This is a genomic window from Halomonas sp. DN3 (genome assembly GCF_024137905.1).
GTDB classification, from domain to species: Bacteria; Pseudomonadota; Gammaproteobacteria; order Pseudomonadales; family Halomonadaceae; genus Halomonas; species Halomonas litopenaei.
On the sequence record NZ_CP099965.1, the window covers coordinates 3,381,500 to 3,397,588 of the forward strand.

General features: G+C 63.5%; 8 protein-coding genes. 2 read left to right on the forward strand and 6 right to left on the reverse strand.

All coding sequences use genetic code 11. The features are described from left to right. Positions 1-68: 68 nt before the first annotated feature. The 4 genes from pepN to NKF27_RS14680 all read right to left on the reverse strand — a co-directional run bounded on the left by pepN (position 69) and on the right by NKF27_RS14680 (position 4,514). Complete coding sequence (pepN, locus tag NKF27_RS14665) at positions 69-2,702, reverse strand: aminopeptidase N (protein WP_253552684.1); 2,634 nt, start codon at positions 2,700-2,702, stop codon at positions 69-71. Between the two features lie 123 nt (positions 2,703-2,825). Next, positions 2,826-3,206: a YbaN family protein gene (locus tag NKF27_RS14670; protein WP_253552686.1), complete on the reverse strand. Its 381-nt coding sequence runs from the start codon at positions 3,204-3,206 to the stop codon at positions 2,826-2,828. Positions 3,207-3,380: 174 nt separating this feature from the next. Beyond that, positions 3,381-3,866, reverse strand: coding sequence for a YajQ family cyclic di-GMP-binding protein (locus NKF27_RS14675; RefSeq protein WP_253552688.1), 486 nt, complete (start codon positions 3,864-3,866; stop codon positions 3,381-3,383). A 27-nt stretch (positions 3,867-3,893) separates the two neighbouring features. Further along, positions 3,894-4,514, reverse strand: a complete 621-nt coding sequence (locus NKF27_RS14680; RefSeq protein WP_253552690.1) for an N-acetyltransferase — start codon at positions 4,512-4,514, stop codon at positions 3,894-3,896. A 327-nt stretch (positions 4,515-4,841) separates the two neighbouring features. On the opposite strand from NKF27_RS14680, the gene NKF27_RS14685 reads away from it, so the two are divergent. Continuing rightward, the gene (locus NKF27_RS14685) at positions 4,842-6,404 is read left to right on the forward strand and encodes a RimK family protein (RefSeq protein WP_253552691.1); all 1,563 of its coding nucleotides are present in this window, start codon (positions 4,842-4,844) and stop codon (positions 6,402-6,404) included. A gap of 78 nt (positions 6,405-6,482) precedes the next feature. Further along, positions 6,483-7,088: a cob(I)yrinic acid a,c-diamide adenosyltransferase gene (cobO, locus tag NKF27_RS14690; RefSeq protein ID WP_045992569.1), complete on the forward strand. Its 606-nt coding sequence runs from the start codon at positions 6,483-6,485 to the stop codon at positions 7,086-7,088. Between the two features lie 200 nt (positions 7,089-7,288). Here the strand turns inward: cobO and NKF27_RS14695 are convergent, their stop codons facing one another. Both NKF27_RS14695 and NKF27_RS14700 read right to left on the reverse strand, forming a co-directional pair. Then, complete coding sequence (locus NKF27_RS14695) at positions 7,289-11,053, reverse strand: type I secretion C-terminal target domain-containing protein (RefSeq protein WP_253552692.1); 3,765 nt, start codon at positions 11,051-11,053, stop codon at positions 7,289-7,291. Positions 11,054-11,097: 44 nt separating this feature from the next. Next, complete coding sequence (locus NKF27_RS14700; protein WP_253552694.1) at positions 11,098-15,417, reverse strand: retention module-containing protein; 4,320 nt, start codon at positions 15,415-15,417, stop codon at positions 11,098-11,100. Between the last annotated feature and the right edge of the window lie 672 nt (positions 15,418-16,089).

Sequence of the window (16,089 nt, forward strand, 5' to 3'; positions counted from 1 at the left end):
ACGCCGCCCCGAGGGGCGGCGTTGGCATTTGTGACGGTGGCTCTCCAGCAGCGATCGTCGTCGCTACATCAGGCCAGCGCCTTTTCCACGATCTCGTAGACGTTGGGCGAGAGTTCCTCGCCACGGATGCGCTCCAGTTCGGCGCGCATCAGCGCCTGGCGAGCCTCGTCGAAGCGCTGCCAGCGGGTCAGCGGCGTGATGATGCGTGCGGCGATCTCGGGGTTCAGCCGGTTCAACTCGATCACCACGTCGGCCAGCAGGCGATAGCCTTCGCCATCCAGGCGGTGGAAGTTGACCCGGTTCTGCCCGGCAAAGGCACCGATCAACGCGCGCACCTTGTTGGGATTCTTCAGCGAGAAGGCCGGGTGTTCCATCAGATAGCGCACCCGATCCAGGGCGTCCGCCTGGGGACGGGTTACCTGCAGGCTGAACCACTGATCCATTACCAGCGGATCATGAGACCACTTGCGCCCGAAGGCCTTGAGCGCCGGATCGGCGATATCCGAGCGGCTACTGTGGACCAGCAACGTCAACGCATGGCGCACGTCGGTCATGTTGTGGTCGGCCTCGAACTGGGCCTGGGCCAGCTCGATCGCCACCTCGTCCTCGATGCTCATCAGATAGGACAGCGCGACATTCTTCAGGGCACGCTGGCCGATCTGCTCGGGCGTGGGCGCGTAGGCGGCGTCGCTCTGGTTGTCGCGATACAGTGCCAGCAGTTCGTCACGCAGCTCTTGAGCCAGCGACTGCTGGATGAAGGTGCGCGCGGCGTGGATGGCGTCCACGTCGACCAGCGGCTGCTGTTCGGCGATGTAGGCCTCGCTCGGCAATTGCAGCATCTCGGCCAGCACCGCCTTGTCGTCGTTGCCTTCCTCGATCAGTGCACGGAAGGCCTCGACCAGACGGGTATCCATGACCTTCTCGACGCCATTGCGGTGGGCCGCGATCAGATCATCGAGTGCCAGCAGGGTCAGCCGCTGGCCGGCGTCCCAGCGGTTGAAGCCGTCGCTGTCGTGGGCCATCAGGAAGGCCAGTTCCTCCCGCGAATAGGGGAAGGACAGCTTGACCGGCGCCGAGAACCCGCGCAGCAGCGAGGGCACCGGGGCTTCCTCGATATCCGTGAAGATGAACTCCTGTTCGTCTTCACGCAGATGGATGACGGCGTCTCTACCCAGGCTCTCACCGTCAAGGGTCATCGACAGGTCGCGGCCGCTCTTGGTACCGACCAGGCCCAGGCGAATGGGGATATGCAGCGCCTGTTTTTCCGGCTGACCGGGGGTGGCCGGCGTGCGCTGACGCAGGATCAGGCGGTAGCGGGAGTTGGCGTAGTCGTATTCGCCGAAGGCGTCGATCTCCGGCGTACCCGCCTGGGAGTACCAGCGCATGAACTGACCGAGATCCTGTCCGGACACCTCGGCCATGCAGTCGACGAAGTCCTCGATGGTGACCGCCTGCCCGTCAAAGCGCGAGAAGTACAGGTCCGAGCCCTTGCGGAAGGTCTCCGGCCCCACCAGGTTGGACAGCATCCGCACCACCTCGGCACCCTTCTCGTAGATGGTCAGGGTGTAGAAGTTGCCGATCTCGATGTAGGAGTCGGGGCGAATCGGGTGGGCCGTGGGCCCCGCGTCCTCGGCGAACTGGGCGGTGCGGAAGAACGACACTTCCTCGATACGCTTGACCGGCGCGGAATTGACCTCGGCCGAGAAGCTCTGATCTCGAAAGACGGTGAAACCTTCCTTCAGCGACAGCTGGAACCAGTCACGGCAGGTAACGCGATTGCCCGACCAGTTGTGGAAGTACTCGTGGGCGACGATGCCCTCGACCCGCTGGAAGGCTGCGTCGGTGGCGGTGTTGGGGTGGGTCAGCACCGCCGCCGAGTTGAAGATGTTGAGCCCCTTGTTCTCCATGGCGCCCATGTTGAAATCGTTGACCGCCACGATCATGAACAGGTCCAGGTCGTACTCGCGACCGTAGGCCTCTTCGTCCCAGCGCATGGCGCGCTTGAGTGAGCCCATGGCGTGGTCGGTCTTGTCGAGGTTTTCTTCCTCGACCCAGATCTGCAGGGTGACGTCGCGGCCGCTCATGGTGGTGAAGCGGTCCTCGACCTTCTTCAGGTCACCGGCCACCAGTGCAAACAGGTAGGCGGGTTTGGGATGAGGATCGTCCCAGGTCACGAAGTGGCGACCATCCGGCAGCTCACCCCGCTCCACCGGGTTGCCGTTGGACAGCAACACCGGCTCACGGGTCAGGTCGCCGATCACGGTGGTCGAGAAGGTCGCCATCACGTCCGGGCGGTCCGGGTAGAAGGTGATGCGACGGAACCCTTCCGCTTCGCACTGAGTGCAGAACATGCCACCGGAACGGTAGAGCCCGGATAGCGCGGTGTTGTCCTCGGGCGAGATCTCGACCTCGGTGTCCAGAACAAACGCCTCCGGCGCACCGGTAATCGACAGTCCCTTGCGGGTCAGTTCGTACTCGCCTTCCTCCAGCGGCTGGCCATCGATGGCGATGGCCTTGAGCGAAAGCTGCTCGCCATCCAGCCAAAGCGGTGCACCGGCCTCGCGCTCTGGATGACGCTCCAGATGCAGGCGTGCCTTGACGCGGGTGGCGCCAGGCGCCAGGTCGAAGGTCAACTCGGTGCGTGAGACAAGGTAGGCCGGCGGACGATAGTCGCTCAGATGAATCGGCTGGGGGTCGGACATCGGGGATGCTCCAATCAGAAAAGTCGTCGATATTGTACGGGTACGGACGTGCCGGGCTCAAAGAACCGGCGCGACCCGGAGCACGTCGGAACCATCAGGCGAAACGGATCAGGGCGACAGGCATCAGGACGAGGAGGCGGGCTCGGGGCGGGTCACGATCCAGATGGCGATCCCGATCAGCATGACGGTCAAGCCAAGCTTCAACCACCACAGCGACACGCTGATCAACAGTACCACCACCGACAGCGACAGCATCGCCAGCGCCATCCACTTGGCATGACGGGGAATCGCACCGGATTCTTCCCAGGCCACCACCGCAGGCCCGAACCGAGGGTGACTGCGAATCCAGCGAGCGAAACGCGGCGAGCCCTTCGACGCCGCCCACACCGCCACCAGCAGAAAGCAGGTGCTGGGCAACAGCGGCACGAAGGCCCCGATGACCCCGAGGGCGAAGCTGGTCCAGGCCAGCAACTGCCAGGCCAGGCGACGGGTGGTGGAAATCAAGGGCGAACTCCGGCGGCGCACTCGCCACGCCAATTGGTCAAGAATTCCCTTATTGAAACGCAGCGGGTGCGACGAGGCCAATCGGACGCCGCTATCAGGCCAGTAGCCTGCCGAATCCGCAGGGCCACTCGCCTCAGGATGCCGGCAACAGAGACATGTCAGCCGCCGATCCTGTCAGTCGCGGAAATTGTCGAACTGCAGCGCCAGATCAGGGCCCTCATCGCCGCGCAGCATTGCCATCACGCTTTGAAGATCATCGCGCTTCTTGCCGGTCACCCGCACCTTGTCACCCTGGATCTGGGCCTGGACCTTGAGCTTCGAGTCCTTGATGCGCTTGACGATGTCCTTGGCTTCCTTCTGCTCCAGCCCCTGCTTGAGAGCGACCGTCTGGCGCGCCTTGACGCCGGACAGCTCGGCGTCCTGAACGTCCATGATGCGCGGGTCGATGCTTCTGGCGATCAGCTTGTTGCGCAGAATGTCGAGCATCTGCTTGAGCTGGAAGTCGACCTCGGCATGCAACGCCACGGATTCATCGGACAGCTCGAAACCGGCGTCGACACCGCGAAAGTCAAAGCGCCCCTGAACCTCACGGTTAGCCTGGTCCACGGCGTTCTGGGCTTCGTGACGATCGAATTCGGACACAATATCGAAAGAGGGCATGCTCGCTCCGCTCCGCTGACAAAGACGCTAGTCTACCATCGACGGCGACCCGCAGGGTGTCGCTACCGCGTCCTTCCGGGATGTGACGGAGGGCGGCTCGGCAGGTGGTGTAGAAGTCGGCGCAGAAGATGTCGCGAGAGCTGCCACGGACGGTGAACCCGGAGGCGCCACGGCCGGCCGCTCGCGAGGCATGCCCAGCGCCTTGACCATGCGCCAGGCGGCACAGCCATCCTCGTAGTAGTCGTCGAGCCAGCAAGACAGGCGAAAGCCAGCCCGTCGATAGAGGCCAAGGGCAACACGATTGTCGGCGCGCACCTCCAACGTCATGCGCTCGCAGCCACGCTTGCGTCCATCGCGCTCCAGCGCCTCGAGCAAGGCCTTGCCCACTCCCTGACCACGCGCCTCGGGGGCCACACACAGTGAATAGAGGCGTGCTGCGCGGCTGTTGCGGCGAAACAGCAGGGTGCCGTAGCCGAGCGGCACACCGGTGTCCGTGGAGCCCTCGGCGATCAGGGTCAGCCCATGGGCGCGCTGGAGCAGGTGGCGCAGTTGGCGGCGAGTGAAGCGGTCCCCCGAAAAACCGCGGCTCTCCAGTCCCTCCAGGGCATCGAGATCGCTTGGGGTGGCCAAACGCAAGGCAAGTGGCATAGTGAGAGGTCCCGTCTCGGCAGCCCGCCGCCCGACTCGGGCGAGGTGTGTCATCTGTTGATTCTGTCTGGCCCACGCGCCGCTGTCAGCCGCCGACAGAATGAATATTTTTCACTTTCTCGCCGTATTGCTTTGCCGCCACCCCAGGCGCATCCTGCCACCGTCGGCCCGGCCCCCTCCCCCGGCTCGAGCGTTGTCGTCCAGTTTCAGGCTTTCACCTTGTTTCGGCCTTGTTGCACCCTTGCTGCACCCCTGTTTCGCCATTGTCTTGCCCCAGTTCCGCCCCTGTCTCGCCCCTATCTCGCCCCTTGCCGAGGAATTCTTGCGATGTGCGCCCTGCGTATCGTTGTCGACCGCCAGCGCGACTGGCAGCCCTACCACCCCAGTGACGTTGTGATCGACGCCGACCACTATGTCGACGCCGCGGACATCGCCGATGCCAAGGCCACCTCGGGCGCCACCAGCTCACAGGTCATCAACCTGTGTTCCGACCTCGGCTACCTGGGCCGAGGCTACTATGTCTCGCTGCTTGCCCAGGCGCGAGGTGCCAGAGTGATCCCCAGCGTCGACACCCTCAACTCACTACGCCGCAAGTCGACCACCGACATGCAGCTCGAGGGCCTTACCGGGCTGCTCGATGAACTGAGCCGGCCCGCTGCTGTCGAGCGACTCGGCGATGACGTCCATTTCAGGGTGTTCTTCGGCGAATGCGTCGAGCCCTTGCTGGCACGTGTCGCCCGCCGCCTGTTCGAGCGACTTCCCTGTCCGCTGATGGAAGCGCGCCTGAATCGCACCGCCCAGGGCTATCGACTGGTGCGGCTGCGCCCGCTTGCGCTTGGGCGGCTTCACGAAGACGAGCAGGACGCCTTCGCTCGCGCCCTCAATCGCCATTCGCTGAAGGTCTGGCGCACCCCCAGGGCACGACGACGCTATCGCTTCGACCTGGCCATGTTGATCGACCCTGAAGAACACCTGCCGCCCAGCAACAAGGGCGCGCTCAAGCGCTTTATCCGCGCCGGTCGGCGCCAGGGCATCAACGTCTCGCTGATCACCCATCGCGACAGCGCTCGACTGGCCGAGTTCGACGGGCTGTTTCTGCGCCAGACCACCGCCCTCGACCACCCCACCTGGCGGATGGCCCGGCGTGCCGAGCACGAAGGCATGGTGGTGATCGACGCGCCCCAGGACATTCTGCGCTGCACCAACAAGGTCTATCTGCATGAACTGCTGCGCACCCGGGGGGTCGCCGCTCCCCAGGGGCTGTTGCTCAAGCGTTCGGATCGAGCACGTCTACTCGAACAGACGCAGGGTCTCAACTATCCGAGGGTGCTCAAGGTGCCTGACGGCGCCTTCTCCCGTGGCATCGTCAAGGTGACGTCCAGCGAATCGCTGGCGCGGGAAGCCGATATCCTGTTCAAGAGCTCGGATCTGCTGTTGCTGCAGGAATGGCTGCCTACCGAATACGACTGGCGAATCGGCGTGCTCGACGGTGCTCCGCTGTTCGCCAGCCGCTACTACATGGCCCGTGGCCATTGGCAGATCTACGATCATTCCGGGGCTCGTACCCGTAGCGGCGGCTTCAGCAGCCACCCCATCGACGAGGTGCCGGCCGACGTGCTGCGTACCGCACTCAAGGCCACCCGGCTGATCGGCAATGGCCTCTACGGTGTCGACCTCAAGCAGATCGGCGACCGCGTGCTGGTGATCGAGGTCAACGACAATCCCAACATCGATGCGGGCATCGAGGACAGTGTATTGGGGGCGGCGCTCTACGATCGCCTGATGGACGTCTTTGCCAGGCGCATGGAGGCGCGCCGACAGGCACGCTCGGCCAACACGGCTTCGCCCCAGGCGGGACGCCAGAGCCTTCCAGCCAATGATCCCGGCTGAGGCGGAAAGGCATATCCGGGCTGACGCCGGCGTCCGCCTCGGCTACCCTGCGCTTTTCACCAGACAGCGGGAGCCGGCATGAGCGAGCAGGACAGAAACACCCGACACAAGAAGGCCATGGAGAAGCTCAAGTCCCACGTCGACGCCAAGGTCGCCGCCGCCGACGAGGAGCGCGGGCTGATGCTGGTGTTTACCGGCAACGGAAAGGGCAAGACCACCGCCGCCTGGGGCACCGTCACCCGCGCCCTGGGTTACGGCTACCGGGTGGGCGTGGTGCAGTTCATCAAGGGACTGTGGGAGTGCGGAGAACGCGACCGTCTCGAGGCCGACGACAACCTCGAGGTGGCGATCATGGCCACCGGTTTCACCTGGGATACCCAGAATCGCGAATCGGACACCCAGGCATGCCGCGAGGTCTGGCAGGAGGCCAGCCGCATGCTGGCCGACCCCGAGGTCTATCTGGTGGTGCTCGACGAGATCACCTACATGCTCAAGTTCGGCTACCTGGACATCGACACCGTGCGCACGGCCATCGCCAACCGGCCTGCCGAGCAGACGGTCATCATCACCGGGCGCAACGCCCATCGCGAACTGGTTGCCATGGCCGACACCGTGACCGAGATGCAGGAGGTCAAGCACGGCTTCACCAATGGCCTCAAGGCCCGCCGCGGCATCGACTTCTGATCACATCCAACTCCGGCACGCGTCCCGTGCGCCGATAGGCGCCTAGCGCCGCGTGCCACAAGAGCCGCTCGTCTCGACGACACAGAGCCCGACGATAGCCGGGCTCTGTTCCTTTTCACTCGCCGAGACCGGACAGCCCTGTCCGGCGTCGGCCTCCCCCGGATGCGCCGAGAGAGACCGCAGCCCTGCAACTCAACCTGCTACTCCACCTGCAGCTGGCCGTCGTCGATCATCTGCTGCAGGAAGGCCGCCGAGTCCTGCCCCCCCATGTCGACGCCATTGAGGGTAATGACCTGATCGGCATCGTTTCCTCCGGTACCGATACCACCATCGCTCTTCACGTACAGCACGGTATTGCCACTGCCGTCCTCCTCGGCATAGAGGTAGTCATTGACGCTTGCCTCGGTCGCCCCATCAAGCAGGTCTGCCATCTCCAGGCGATCGGCCTCGGCGTCACTGCCGACGTCCCCCAGGGTAAAGTCGTTGACCTCATCACTGGCAGGCGCAGCACTGGTCCCAGCGTCGCCATCGCTCCAGGCGACCACATCGGCACCGGTGCCCAGGTCGATGATATCGTTGCCCGCGCCTCCGACCAGGGTATCCGCGCCGGCCCCACCGACCAGGGTATCGTCGCCCACACCGCCGAGCAGATTATCCGCTCCCGAGCCGCCGATCAGAGTATCGTTGCCTTCGCCGCCGTCCAGGGTGTTGCTACCGCCATCATTTCGCGTGTCGTCGATCAGATCGTCGAGATTGTCCCGGATATAACCGATCATTTCGCCATCGGTGGGTTCGGTACCACCATTGACTCCCCACTTGACGTATTCGTAGAGCCCTTCGTAGCCCAGACCGTCATGCCCTCCCGCGGTAAAGACCTCACCGGTGTCGGTATTCGTCCAGGCCAGATGGTCGCTGTTGAGCACATCGCCGACCAGGATGTCGTCGCCGCCTCCGCCCGACAGGACGTCATCGCCAAGTTGCAGAAGCCCTCCCGCGGCTTCCTGGATGGCGTTGTTGAGTCCATCCTCGTCGTTGACGATCTGCACCTGGCCGACCGGATCATCAAAGGTCGTACCGCCGATGGTCAGGCTTCCGGTGCCATCGACGTTGCTGTTATCGAAGTACTCAAGCGTTTCCTCGTTGATCCCGTTGCCGATGCCGATGGCGGCCACCTCCACCGCCGGATAGTCTGCCCCTGGCGTGGCTGGTGCAAGATCCTGGAACGCTTCCAGGGAATTGTTCATGACGGGTACGCTGTTGTTTCCGCCGGGGCCGTAGCGGCCGGGGGTGCCATCTCCATCAGCGTCGTCCAGATAGAACGTCGGCTCACCGTCGGTGAGAAACAGGGCCAGGTTCTTGTATCCGGGTGTCGACGTGTATTGCTCGCTGAAGAAGGTCTGAGCTTCACGGAAGCCCGCCTCGTAGTTGGTGCCGCCCTGGGCCACCATGTCGTCGATAAAGTCCAAGGCTTGCGTCAGATCTGAAGCGTCAAAGTCTTCGATGACGAGCGTGTCGACCCCGACCACACCAGAGCCATCACTGTTGCTCCGGACACCACTGTCGAAATCCACCAGTTGTAGATTGATGGTCCCGCCGTAGGTCTGGAGCTGCTCCAGCAGATTCTCCAGGGCGTCCTTGGCCAGCTGCATCCGCGTCTTGCCGGCAGTGCCCGAGGCATTGCCCATGCTGCCCGAGCTGTCGATGATCAGCGACAGGTTGTAGTTTTCAGGCTGTTGCTGGTCCACCCCGCCGGCGTCGCCGATCAGCACGTCGTCGCCATCACCACCGGCCTGTTCGCTGTCGTCGTTGTCATCCACGTACAGAGTATCCGGTGCCTCTCCGTTGAGGGTCAGGGTGCTCTCGAGCCGATCGCCGTCGCCATCGACACCGACCAGACCGAGGGGGACCTCGAAGTCCTCGCGCTGCTCGCCGCTGCGATGGTTGATGTCACCCAATGACAGATCGCCAGGGGACTCACTGCCACTCTGCTGCGCCTCGATGGAGACCGCCTCGAAGGGGCGATCGTCACCGGTGCTCAGGCGCACTTCCCAGCCATCCTTTAAGCCGTCGATCTTGACGCCATCGCCGGTATCGACCAGCGACACCTTTCCCGTGACATCCACGCCCCGAGCGTCGAACACCTTGACATCATCGACGCCGAGATCCATGGCGACACCACTGGTCGCCCCTGGATCACCGCTGCCTGCGCCTTCAGCATCGAACACGACGGCAGAGAGCAACAGAGCGGCGGTGACACCGTTGGTCACGTGGACCTTCTGCGAATAGCTGGTCAGGCCAACGTGGTCCTGCCACTCGGGCGTCGTCCCGGAGGCGCTAACGCCCTTGAGCGCATCGATGCGCAGGGTCCCGTCGGTACCAAGGGCGATACGGCCGTCGCTATCCTGGTCGGTCGTTCCCGATAGCAAGAGGTCGTTGACCGCGACGTCATCACCGGCGTGCAAGGCCAGATAGTCACCGATCGTCTCTGCATCTGCCGGGCTTGAGTCGAACGCCTCGCCATTGGTGATCGCACCGATCACCTCGACGCTGTAGCCATCACCTGCTGCGTTGAGCGTGACGCTGAAGCCGTCCTCGGCACCGTCAGCGCTTTCGGCGTACAGCGTCGTTCCATCAACGCTCAAACGATAACTCAGCGGCTTGCCGTCGACTCGCAGCGCGTTGCCCTGGCTATCCGTCGCCGGCTGTCCGTCGAGGGCGGCGGCAAAGACCACCTCCCCGACCCCATCGGCTCCGACGTTGGGTCCGAAGTCCAAAGTGCCGTTGCCACTTTCCAGGGCGTGCTCCGCCTCGGAGAACACCTGGGGCACGTCATCCTTGATGTCGATGGTCAGGGTGGCGCTGTCGTTGACGTCGCCGTCGCTGTCCTCGATCACCAGCGCGAAGTCATCCTTCACATCATCGGTGGCGGTGCCCTGGGTCATGTGGTCTTCGGTGTTGTCAGCCAGGGTGTAGCTGTAGCTGTAGTCGCCGTTCGACTCGGTCACCGTCAGGGTGCCGTAGACGCCTTGCACGGTACCGCCATTGGTCACGTCGACCTGGGTGCCATCCTTGTCCACGATCTTCAGCGAGGCCAGGGTGTCACTGCCGGTGTCGATGTTGATCGCACCGCTGGTGGTCTCCAGATCGGTGGCCGCCTGGCTGCCGCCGTCGTCGAGACCCGCCTCGTCCACCTCGTTGTTGCCCGAGGCATTGGGCGACTCGGGATTGATCTCGATCTCGGGCTCATCGTCCTCCACCACCACCCGCCAGGTCGCCTGGCTGGTATCACCGTCGTTGTCGGTCAGGGTATAGAGGATCTCGGCGGTCCCCTCGAAGCCCGCCGACGGACTAAAGGTAATGGTACCGTCGGCGTTGAAGTCCAGGCTGCCGGCGGTGCTGTCCGAAAGCTCCGCAGCGGTCAGCTCGGCGCCGTCGGCACCGAGCGTATCGGCGCCTGGCCCATCGTTGATAACGTTCAGGGTGACCGGGGCATTGTCGGACGCACCGGTGGTCTCGTCGTCGTTGGCCAGGGGCACGTCGTCCTTGATGTCGATGGTCAGCGTGGCGCTGTCGTTGACGTCGCCGTCGCTGTCCTCGATCACCAGCGCGAAGTCGTCCTTCACATCATCGGTGGCGGTGCCTTGGGTCGTGTGGTCTTCGGTGTTGTCAGCCAGGGTGTAGCTGTAGCTGTAGTCGCCGTTCGACTCGGTCACCGTCAGGGTGCCGTAGACGCCTTGCACGGTACCGCCATTGGTCACGTCGACCTGGGTGCCATCCTTGTCCACGATCTTCAGCGAGGCCAGGGTGTCACTGCCGGTGTCGATGTTGATCGCACCGCTGGTGGTCTCCAGGTCGGTCTGTGCCTTGCTCCCGCCGTCGTCGAGACCCGCCTCGTCCACCTCGTTGTTGCCCGAGGCATTGGGCGACTCGGGATTGATCTCGATCTCGGGCTCATCGTCCTCCACCACCACCCGCCAGGTCGCCTGGCTGGTATCACCGTCGTTGTCGGTCAGGGTATAGAGGATCTCGGCGGTCCCTCGAAGCCCGCCGCCGGGGTAAAGGTGATGGTACCGTTGGCGTCGAATGCCAGGCTGCCGGCGGTGCTGTCCGAAAGCTCCGCAGCGGTCAGCTCGGCGCCGTCGGCACCGAGCGTATCGGCACCAGGCCCATCGTCGATGACATTCAACATGACCGGGGCATTGTCGGACGCGCCGATGGTCTCGTCGTCGTTGGCCAGGGGCACGTCGTCCTTGATGTCGATGGTCAGCGTGGCGCTGTCGTTGACGTCGCCGTCGCTGTCCTCGATCACCAGCGCGAAGTCGTCCTTCACATCATCGGTGGCGGTGCCTTGGGTCGTGTGGTCTTCGGTGTTGTCAGCCAGGGTGTAGCTGTAGCTGTAGTCGCCGTTCGACTCGGTCACCGTCAGGGTGCCGTAGACGCCTTGCACGGTACCGCCATTGGTCACGTCGACCTGGGTGCCATCCTTGTCCACGATCTTCAGCGAGGCCAGGGTGTCACTGCCGGTGTCGATGTTGATCCCACCGCTGGTGGTCTCCAGGTCGGTCTGTGCCTGGCTGCCGCCGTCATCGAGACCCGCCTCGTCCACCTCGTTGTTGCCCGAGGCATTGGGCGACTCGGGATTGATCTCGATCTCGGGCTCGTCGTCCTCCACCACCACCCGCCAGGTCGCCTGGCTGGTATCACCGTCGTTGTCGGTCAGGGTATAGAGGATCTCGGCGGTCCCCTCGAAGCCCGCCGCCGGGGTAAAGGTGATGGTACCGTTGGCGTCGAATGCCAGGCTGCCGGCGGTGCTGTCCGAAAGCTCCGCAGCGGTCAGCTCGGCGCCGTCGGCACCGAGCGTATCGGCGCCTGGCCCATCGTTGATAACGTTCAGGGTGACCGGGGCATTGTCGGACGCACCGGTGGTCTCGTCGTCCTCGGCCAGGGGCACGTCGTCCTTGATGTCGATGGTCAGCGTGGCGCTGTTGTTGACGTCGCCGTCGCTGTCCTCGATCACCAGCGCGAAGTCGTCCTTCACATCATCGGTGGCGGTGCCCTGGGTCGTGTGGTCTTCGGTGTTGTCAGCCAGGGTGTAGCTGTAGCTGTAGTCGCCGTTCGACTCGGTCACCGTCAGGGTGCCGTAGACGCCTTGCACGGTACCGCCATTGGTCACGTCGACCTGGGTGCCATCCTTGTCCACGATCTTCAGCGAGGCCAGGGTGTCACTGCCGGTGTCGATGTTGATCGCACCGCTGGTGGTCTCCAGGTCGGTCTGTGCCTTGCTCCCGCCGTCGTCGAGACCCGCCTCGTCCACCTCGTTGTTGCCCGAGGCATTGGGCGACTCGGGATTGATCTCGATCTCGGGCTCATCGTCCTCCACCACCACCCGCCAGGTCGCCTGGCTGGTATCACCGTCGTTGTCGGTCAGGGTATAGAGGATCTCGGCGGTCCCCTCGAAGCCCGCCGCCGGGGTAAAGGTGATGGTACCGTTGGCGTCGAATGCCAGGCTGCCGGCGGTGCTGTCCGAAAGCTCCGCAGCGGTCAGCTCGGCGCCGTCGGCACCGAGCGTATCGGCACCAGGCCCATCGTCGATGACATTCAACATGACCGGGGCATTGTCGGACGCGCCGATGGTCTCGTCGTCGTTGGCCAGGGGCACGTCGTCCTTGATGTCGATGGTCAGCGTGGCGCTGTCGTTGACGTCGCCGTCGCTGTCCTCGATCACCAGCGCGAAGTCGTCCTTCACATCATCGGTGGCGGTGCCTTGGGTCGTGTGGTCTTCGGTGTTGTCAGCCAGGGTGTAGCTGTAGCTGTAGTCGCCGTTCGACTCGGTCACCGTCAGGGTGCCGTAGACGCCTTGCACGGTACCGCCATTGGTCACGTCGACCTGGGTGCCATCCTTGTCCACGATCTTCAGCGAGGCCAGGGTGTCACTGCCGGTGTCGATGTTGATCGCACCGCTGGTGGTCTCCAGGTCGGTCTGTGCCTTGCTCCCGCCGTCGTCGAGACCCGCCTCGTCCACCTCGTTGTTGCCCGAGGCATTGGGCGACTCGGGATTGATCTCGATCTCGGGCTCATCGTCCTCCACCACCACCCGCCAGGTCGCCTGGCTGGTATCACCGTCGTTGTCGGTCAGGGTATAGAGGATCTCGGCGGTCCCCTCGAAGCCCGCCGCCGGGGTAAAGGTGATGGTACCGTTGGCGTCGAATGCCAGGCTGCCGGCGGTGCTGTCCGAAAGCTCCGCAGCGGTCAGCTCGGCGCCGTCGGCACCGAGCGTATCGGCACCAGGCCCATCGTCGATGACATTCAACATGACCGGGGCATTGTCGGACGCGCCGATGGTCTCGTCGTCGTTGGCCAGGGGCACGTCGTCCTTGATGTCGATGGTCAGCGTGGCGCTGTCGTTGACGTCGCCGTCGCTGTCCTCGATCACCAGCGCGAAGTCGTCCTTCACATCATCGGTGGCGGTGCCTTGGGTCGTGTGGTCTTCGGTGTTGTCAGCCAGGGTGTAGCTGTAGCTGTAGTCGCCGTTCGACTCGGTCACCGTCAGGGTGCCGTAGACGCCTTGCACGGTACCGCCATTGGTCACGTCGACCTGGGTGCCATCCTTGTCCACGATCTTCAGCGAGGCCAGGGTGTCACTGCCGGTGTCGATGTTGATCGCACCGCTGGTGGTCTCCAGGTCGGTCTGTGCCTTGCTCCCGCCGTCGTCGAGACCCGCCTCGTCCACCTCGTTGTTGCCCGAGGCATTGGGCGACTCGGGATTGATCTCGATCTCGGGCTCATCGTCCTCCACCACCACCCGCCAGGTCGCCTGGCTGGTATCACCGTCGTTGTCGGTCAGGGTATAGAGGATCTCGGCGGTCCCCTCGAAGCCCGCCGCCGGGGTAAAGGTGATGGTACCGTCGGCGTTGAAGTCCAGGCTACCGGCGGTGCTGTCCACCAGTTCTGCAGCGGTCAGCTCGGCGCCGTCTGCACCGAGCGTATCGGCGCCGGTCGTATTGGTGATGACGTTGAGACTAACCGCTGTATCGTCGGTGGTCTCGACGGTAGGATCGTCTTCGGCGCGGGGCGCGTCATCCACGATCAAAATGTCGAGCGAGCCGCTGGCGCTGCTGCCGTCCACATCCACCGCCTGGACGTTCAGACTCTCGAGATAGCCGCCATCGGTGGCGCCGGCAACGCTGTCATTGTCGACGTTATCGGTCAGTTCATAGGTGTAGCTGACGGTTCCCCCCGAGGCCGAGCCCGTGAAGCCGGTCAGCGTCACCACACCGTGATCGGTGACGATCGTCACCGGCGAGGTTCCCAGGGCATTGAGCTGGGCAAGCGTCAAGGACACCGGCCCCACGCTCAGGGTGGCCAGGCCGTCAGGTGAACTAAAACCAAAGGAGCCGGTTTGAACCAGCTGGGAGGCATCGCCACGGCTACCACCCGCCAGGTCCGCTTCGAACAGCACCTGCTCGGCGCCAGCGGCGCCGATCGGCAGGTCGCCTGATCCGCCAGGGCCACCGGGGCCATCGGGGCCATCGGGGCCATCGGGTCCGCCAGGGCTGCCGGGGCCGCCAGGACCGTCGGGACTGCCAGGACCACCGGAACCCGCAGGATCTTCTGGGCCGTCGAGACCTGTCAGAGTGACACCTTCATCGTCATCGCCGGGATCCACCGCGTCGACACCGGTGAAATCGCGCTCGATGGGACCATCGCGCCCCTCAAGGCCAAACTGGAAGGCCAGAGGATCCACCGTCTCCACAATGCGCAGCAGACGGACAAACCCACTGCCCTCGTCGTCCCCTCCCCCACCAGTGCCGCCGGCCGCCGGATCTTCAAGATCATCGAACAGGTCGCCTTCGCCGGAGTCGATGGCGGCCAACAGCTCGTTGAGTTCTTCGTCACCCAGCACGTTGTCGGCCTGCTCGGCGATCTGGGCGAGGGCCGCGAGCTCGGCGTCCGTGGAGGCGGCCGCCTGGGTACCCTCGGGAACCGGTGAATCGATGCCAACAGCCGCGCCAGCCGTCACCGGGCTGCCCAAAGGGGTCGCGGGCGCGGCGATGGGCGCCGAGTCGTCGGAAATCTGCACGATACCCTGATCGACCAGAGAAGGGCCGGCCGGCTCAGTGGTGGAAGGCAACAGGCGCACCTGTCCGCTACCGGAAAGTGTCACGGGGTCGCCGACGCCACCAGGCGAAATCGAGATTTCGCCACCCTGTGACGTCACCAGGCGTTCCCCATCGGAGATCACGTCTCCCGGCTTGAGTTCGCGAAGGCTACCATCGGTGCCCTGAACAAATGCCTGCCCCTGTACCATCACCACTGTCGCCGTGCTCATGTCGCTTCCCCTGACGCTCGTTGTCGTTTATCGAGCGCGCCCAAGGACACTCTTGTCCTCGATAGCGCACTTTATCGGCACACTGTGGAAGCAGTATTAGCGAAGCTCTTTTATGACTAGCATTGGACTCAAGTACAGTATTTTAAGGGCACATCTATTTAATTGGTGTTTTATGCAAACTTCTGAAAACAACGTCTATATATTTAACGCTAATAACTTCTTGTCACTCATGCTTAACTAACTCCGCGAATGGCTAGAAACCTCATGCTTTTCAGTGGACGCATATAAGCATCAGCTCCTCGAGGCATCCCCGCCCGGGCCCCGATCAAGGCATAAGCCACTGTTAAACAAAGCATTCCTCCCCTCATCCGCTGATGGCGCTGTTTCACTGCCGGGTCGTCCAGCTCGACGTTCGCCGCGGCTCGACGCCTGGCAGCTCTGCCGCTACTCGGCGTCGACAACGTCAGCATGGCGATCGTCATGCCGCAAAAACCGTCTCAAGCATGATGCCATGATCACCTGTCGTTCGAAGAAACGTAAAAGAACAGTGTTTTCACTTGTATTTCAACAAGTTACTACAAGAAAAATCATCGGCGTATCCATAGAGCAACATATAAGCCACTGATTTTTAATGATTTATACGAACGTCGCACGCCATTGTCTCCTAATAGC

What these genes read in the sequence shown, in the direction of transcription:
- NKF27_RS14685 (WP_253552691.1), top strand. Translation starts at nt 4,842, where the DNA reads ATGTGCGCCCTGCGTATCGTTGTCGACCGCCAGCGCGACTGGCAGCCC.
- NKF27_RS14675 (WP_253552688.1), bottom strand. Translation starts at nt 3,866, where the DNA reads ATGCCCTCTTTCGATATTGTGTCCGAATTCGATCGTCACGAAGCCCAG.
- pepN (WP_253552684.1), bottom strand. Translation starts at nt 2,702, where the DNA reads ATGTCCGACCCCCAGCCGATTCATCTGAGCGACTATCGTCCGCCGGCC.
- NKF27_RS14700 (WP_253552694.1), bottom strand. Translation starts at nt 15,417, where the DNA reads ATGAGCACGGCGACAGTGGTGATGGTACAGGGGCAGGCATTTGTTCAG.
- NKF27_RS14680 (WP_253552690.1), bottom strand. Translation starts at nt 4,514, where the DNA reads ATGCCACTTGCCTTGCGTTTGGCCACCCCAAGCGATCTCGATGCCCTG.
- cobO (WP_045992569.1), top strand. Translation starts at nt 6,483, where the DNA reads ATGAGCGAGCAGGACAGAAACACCCGACACAAGAAGGCCATGGAGAAG.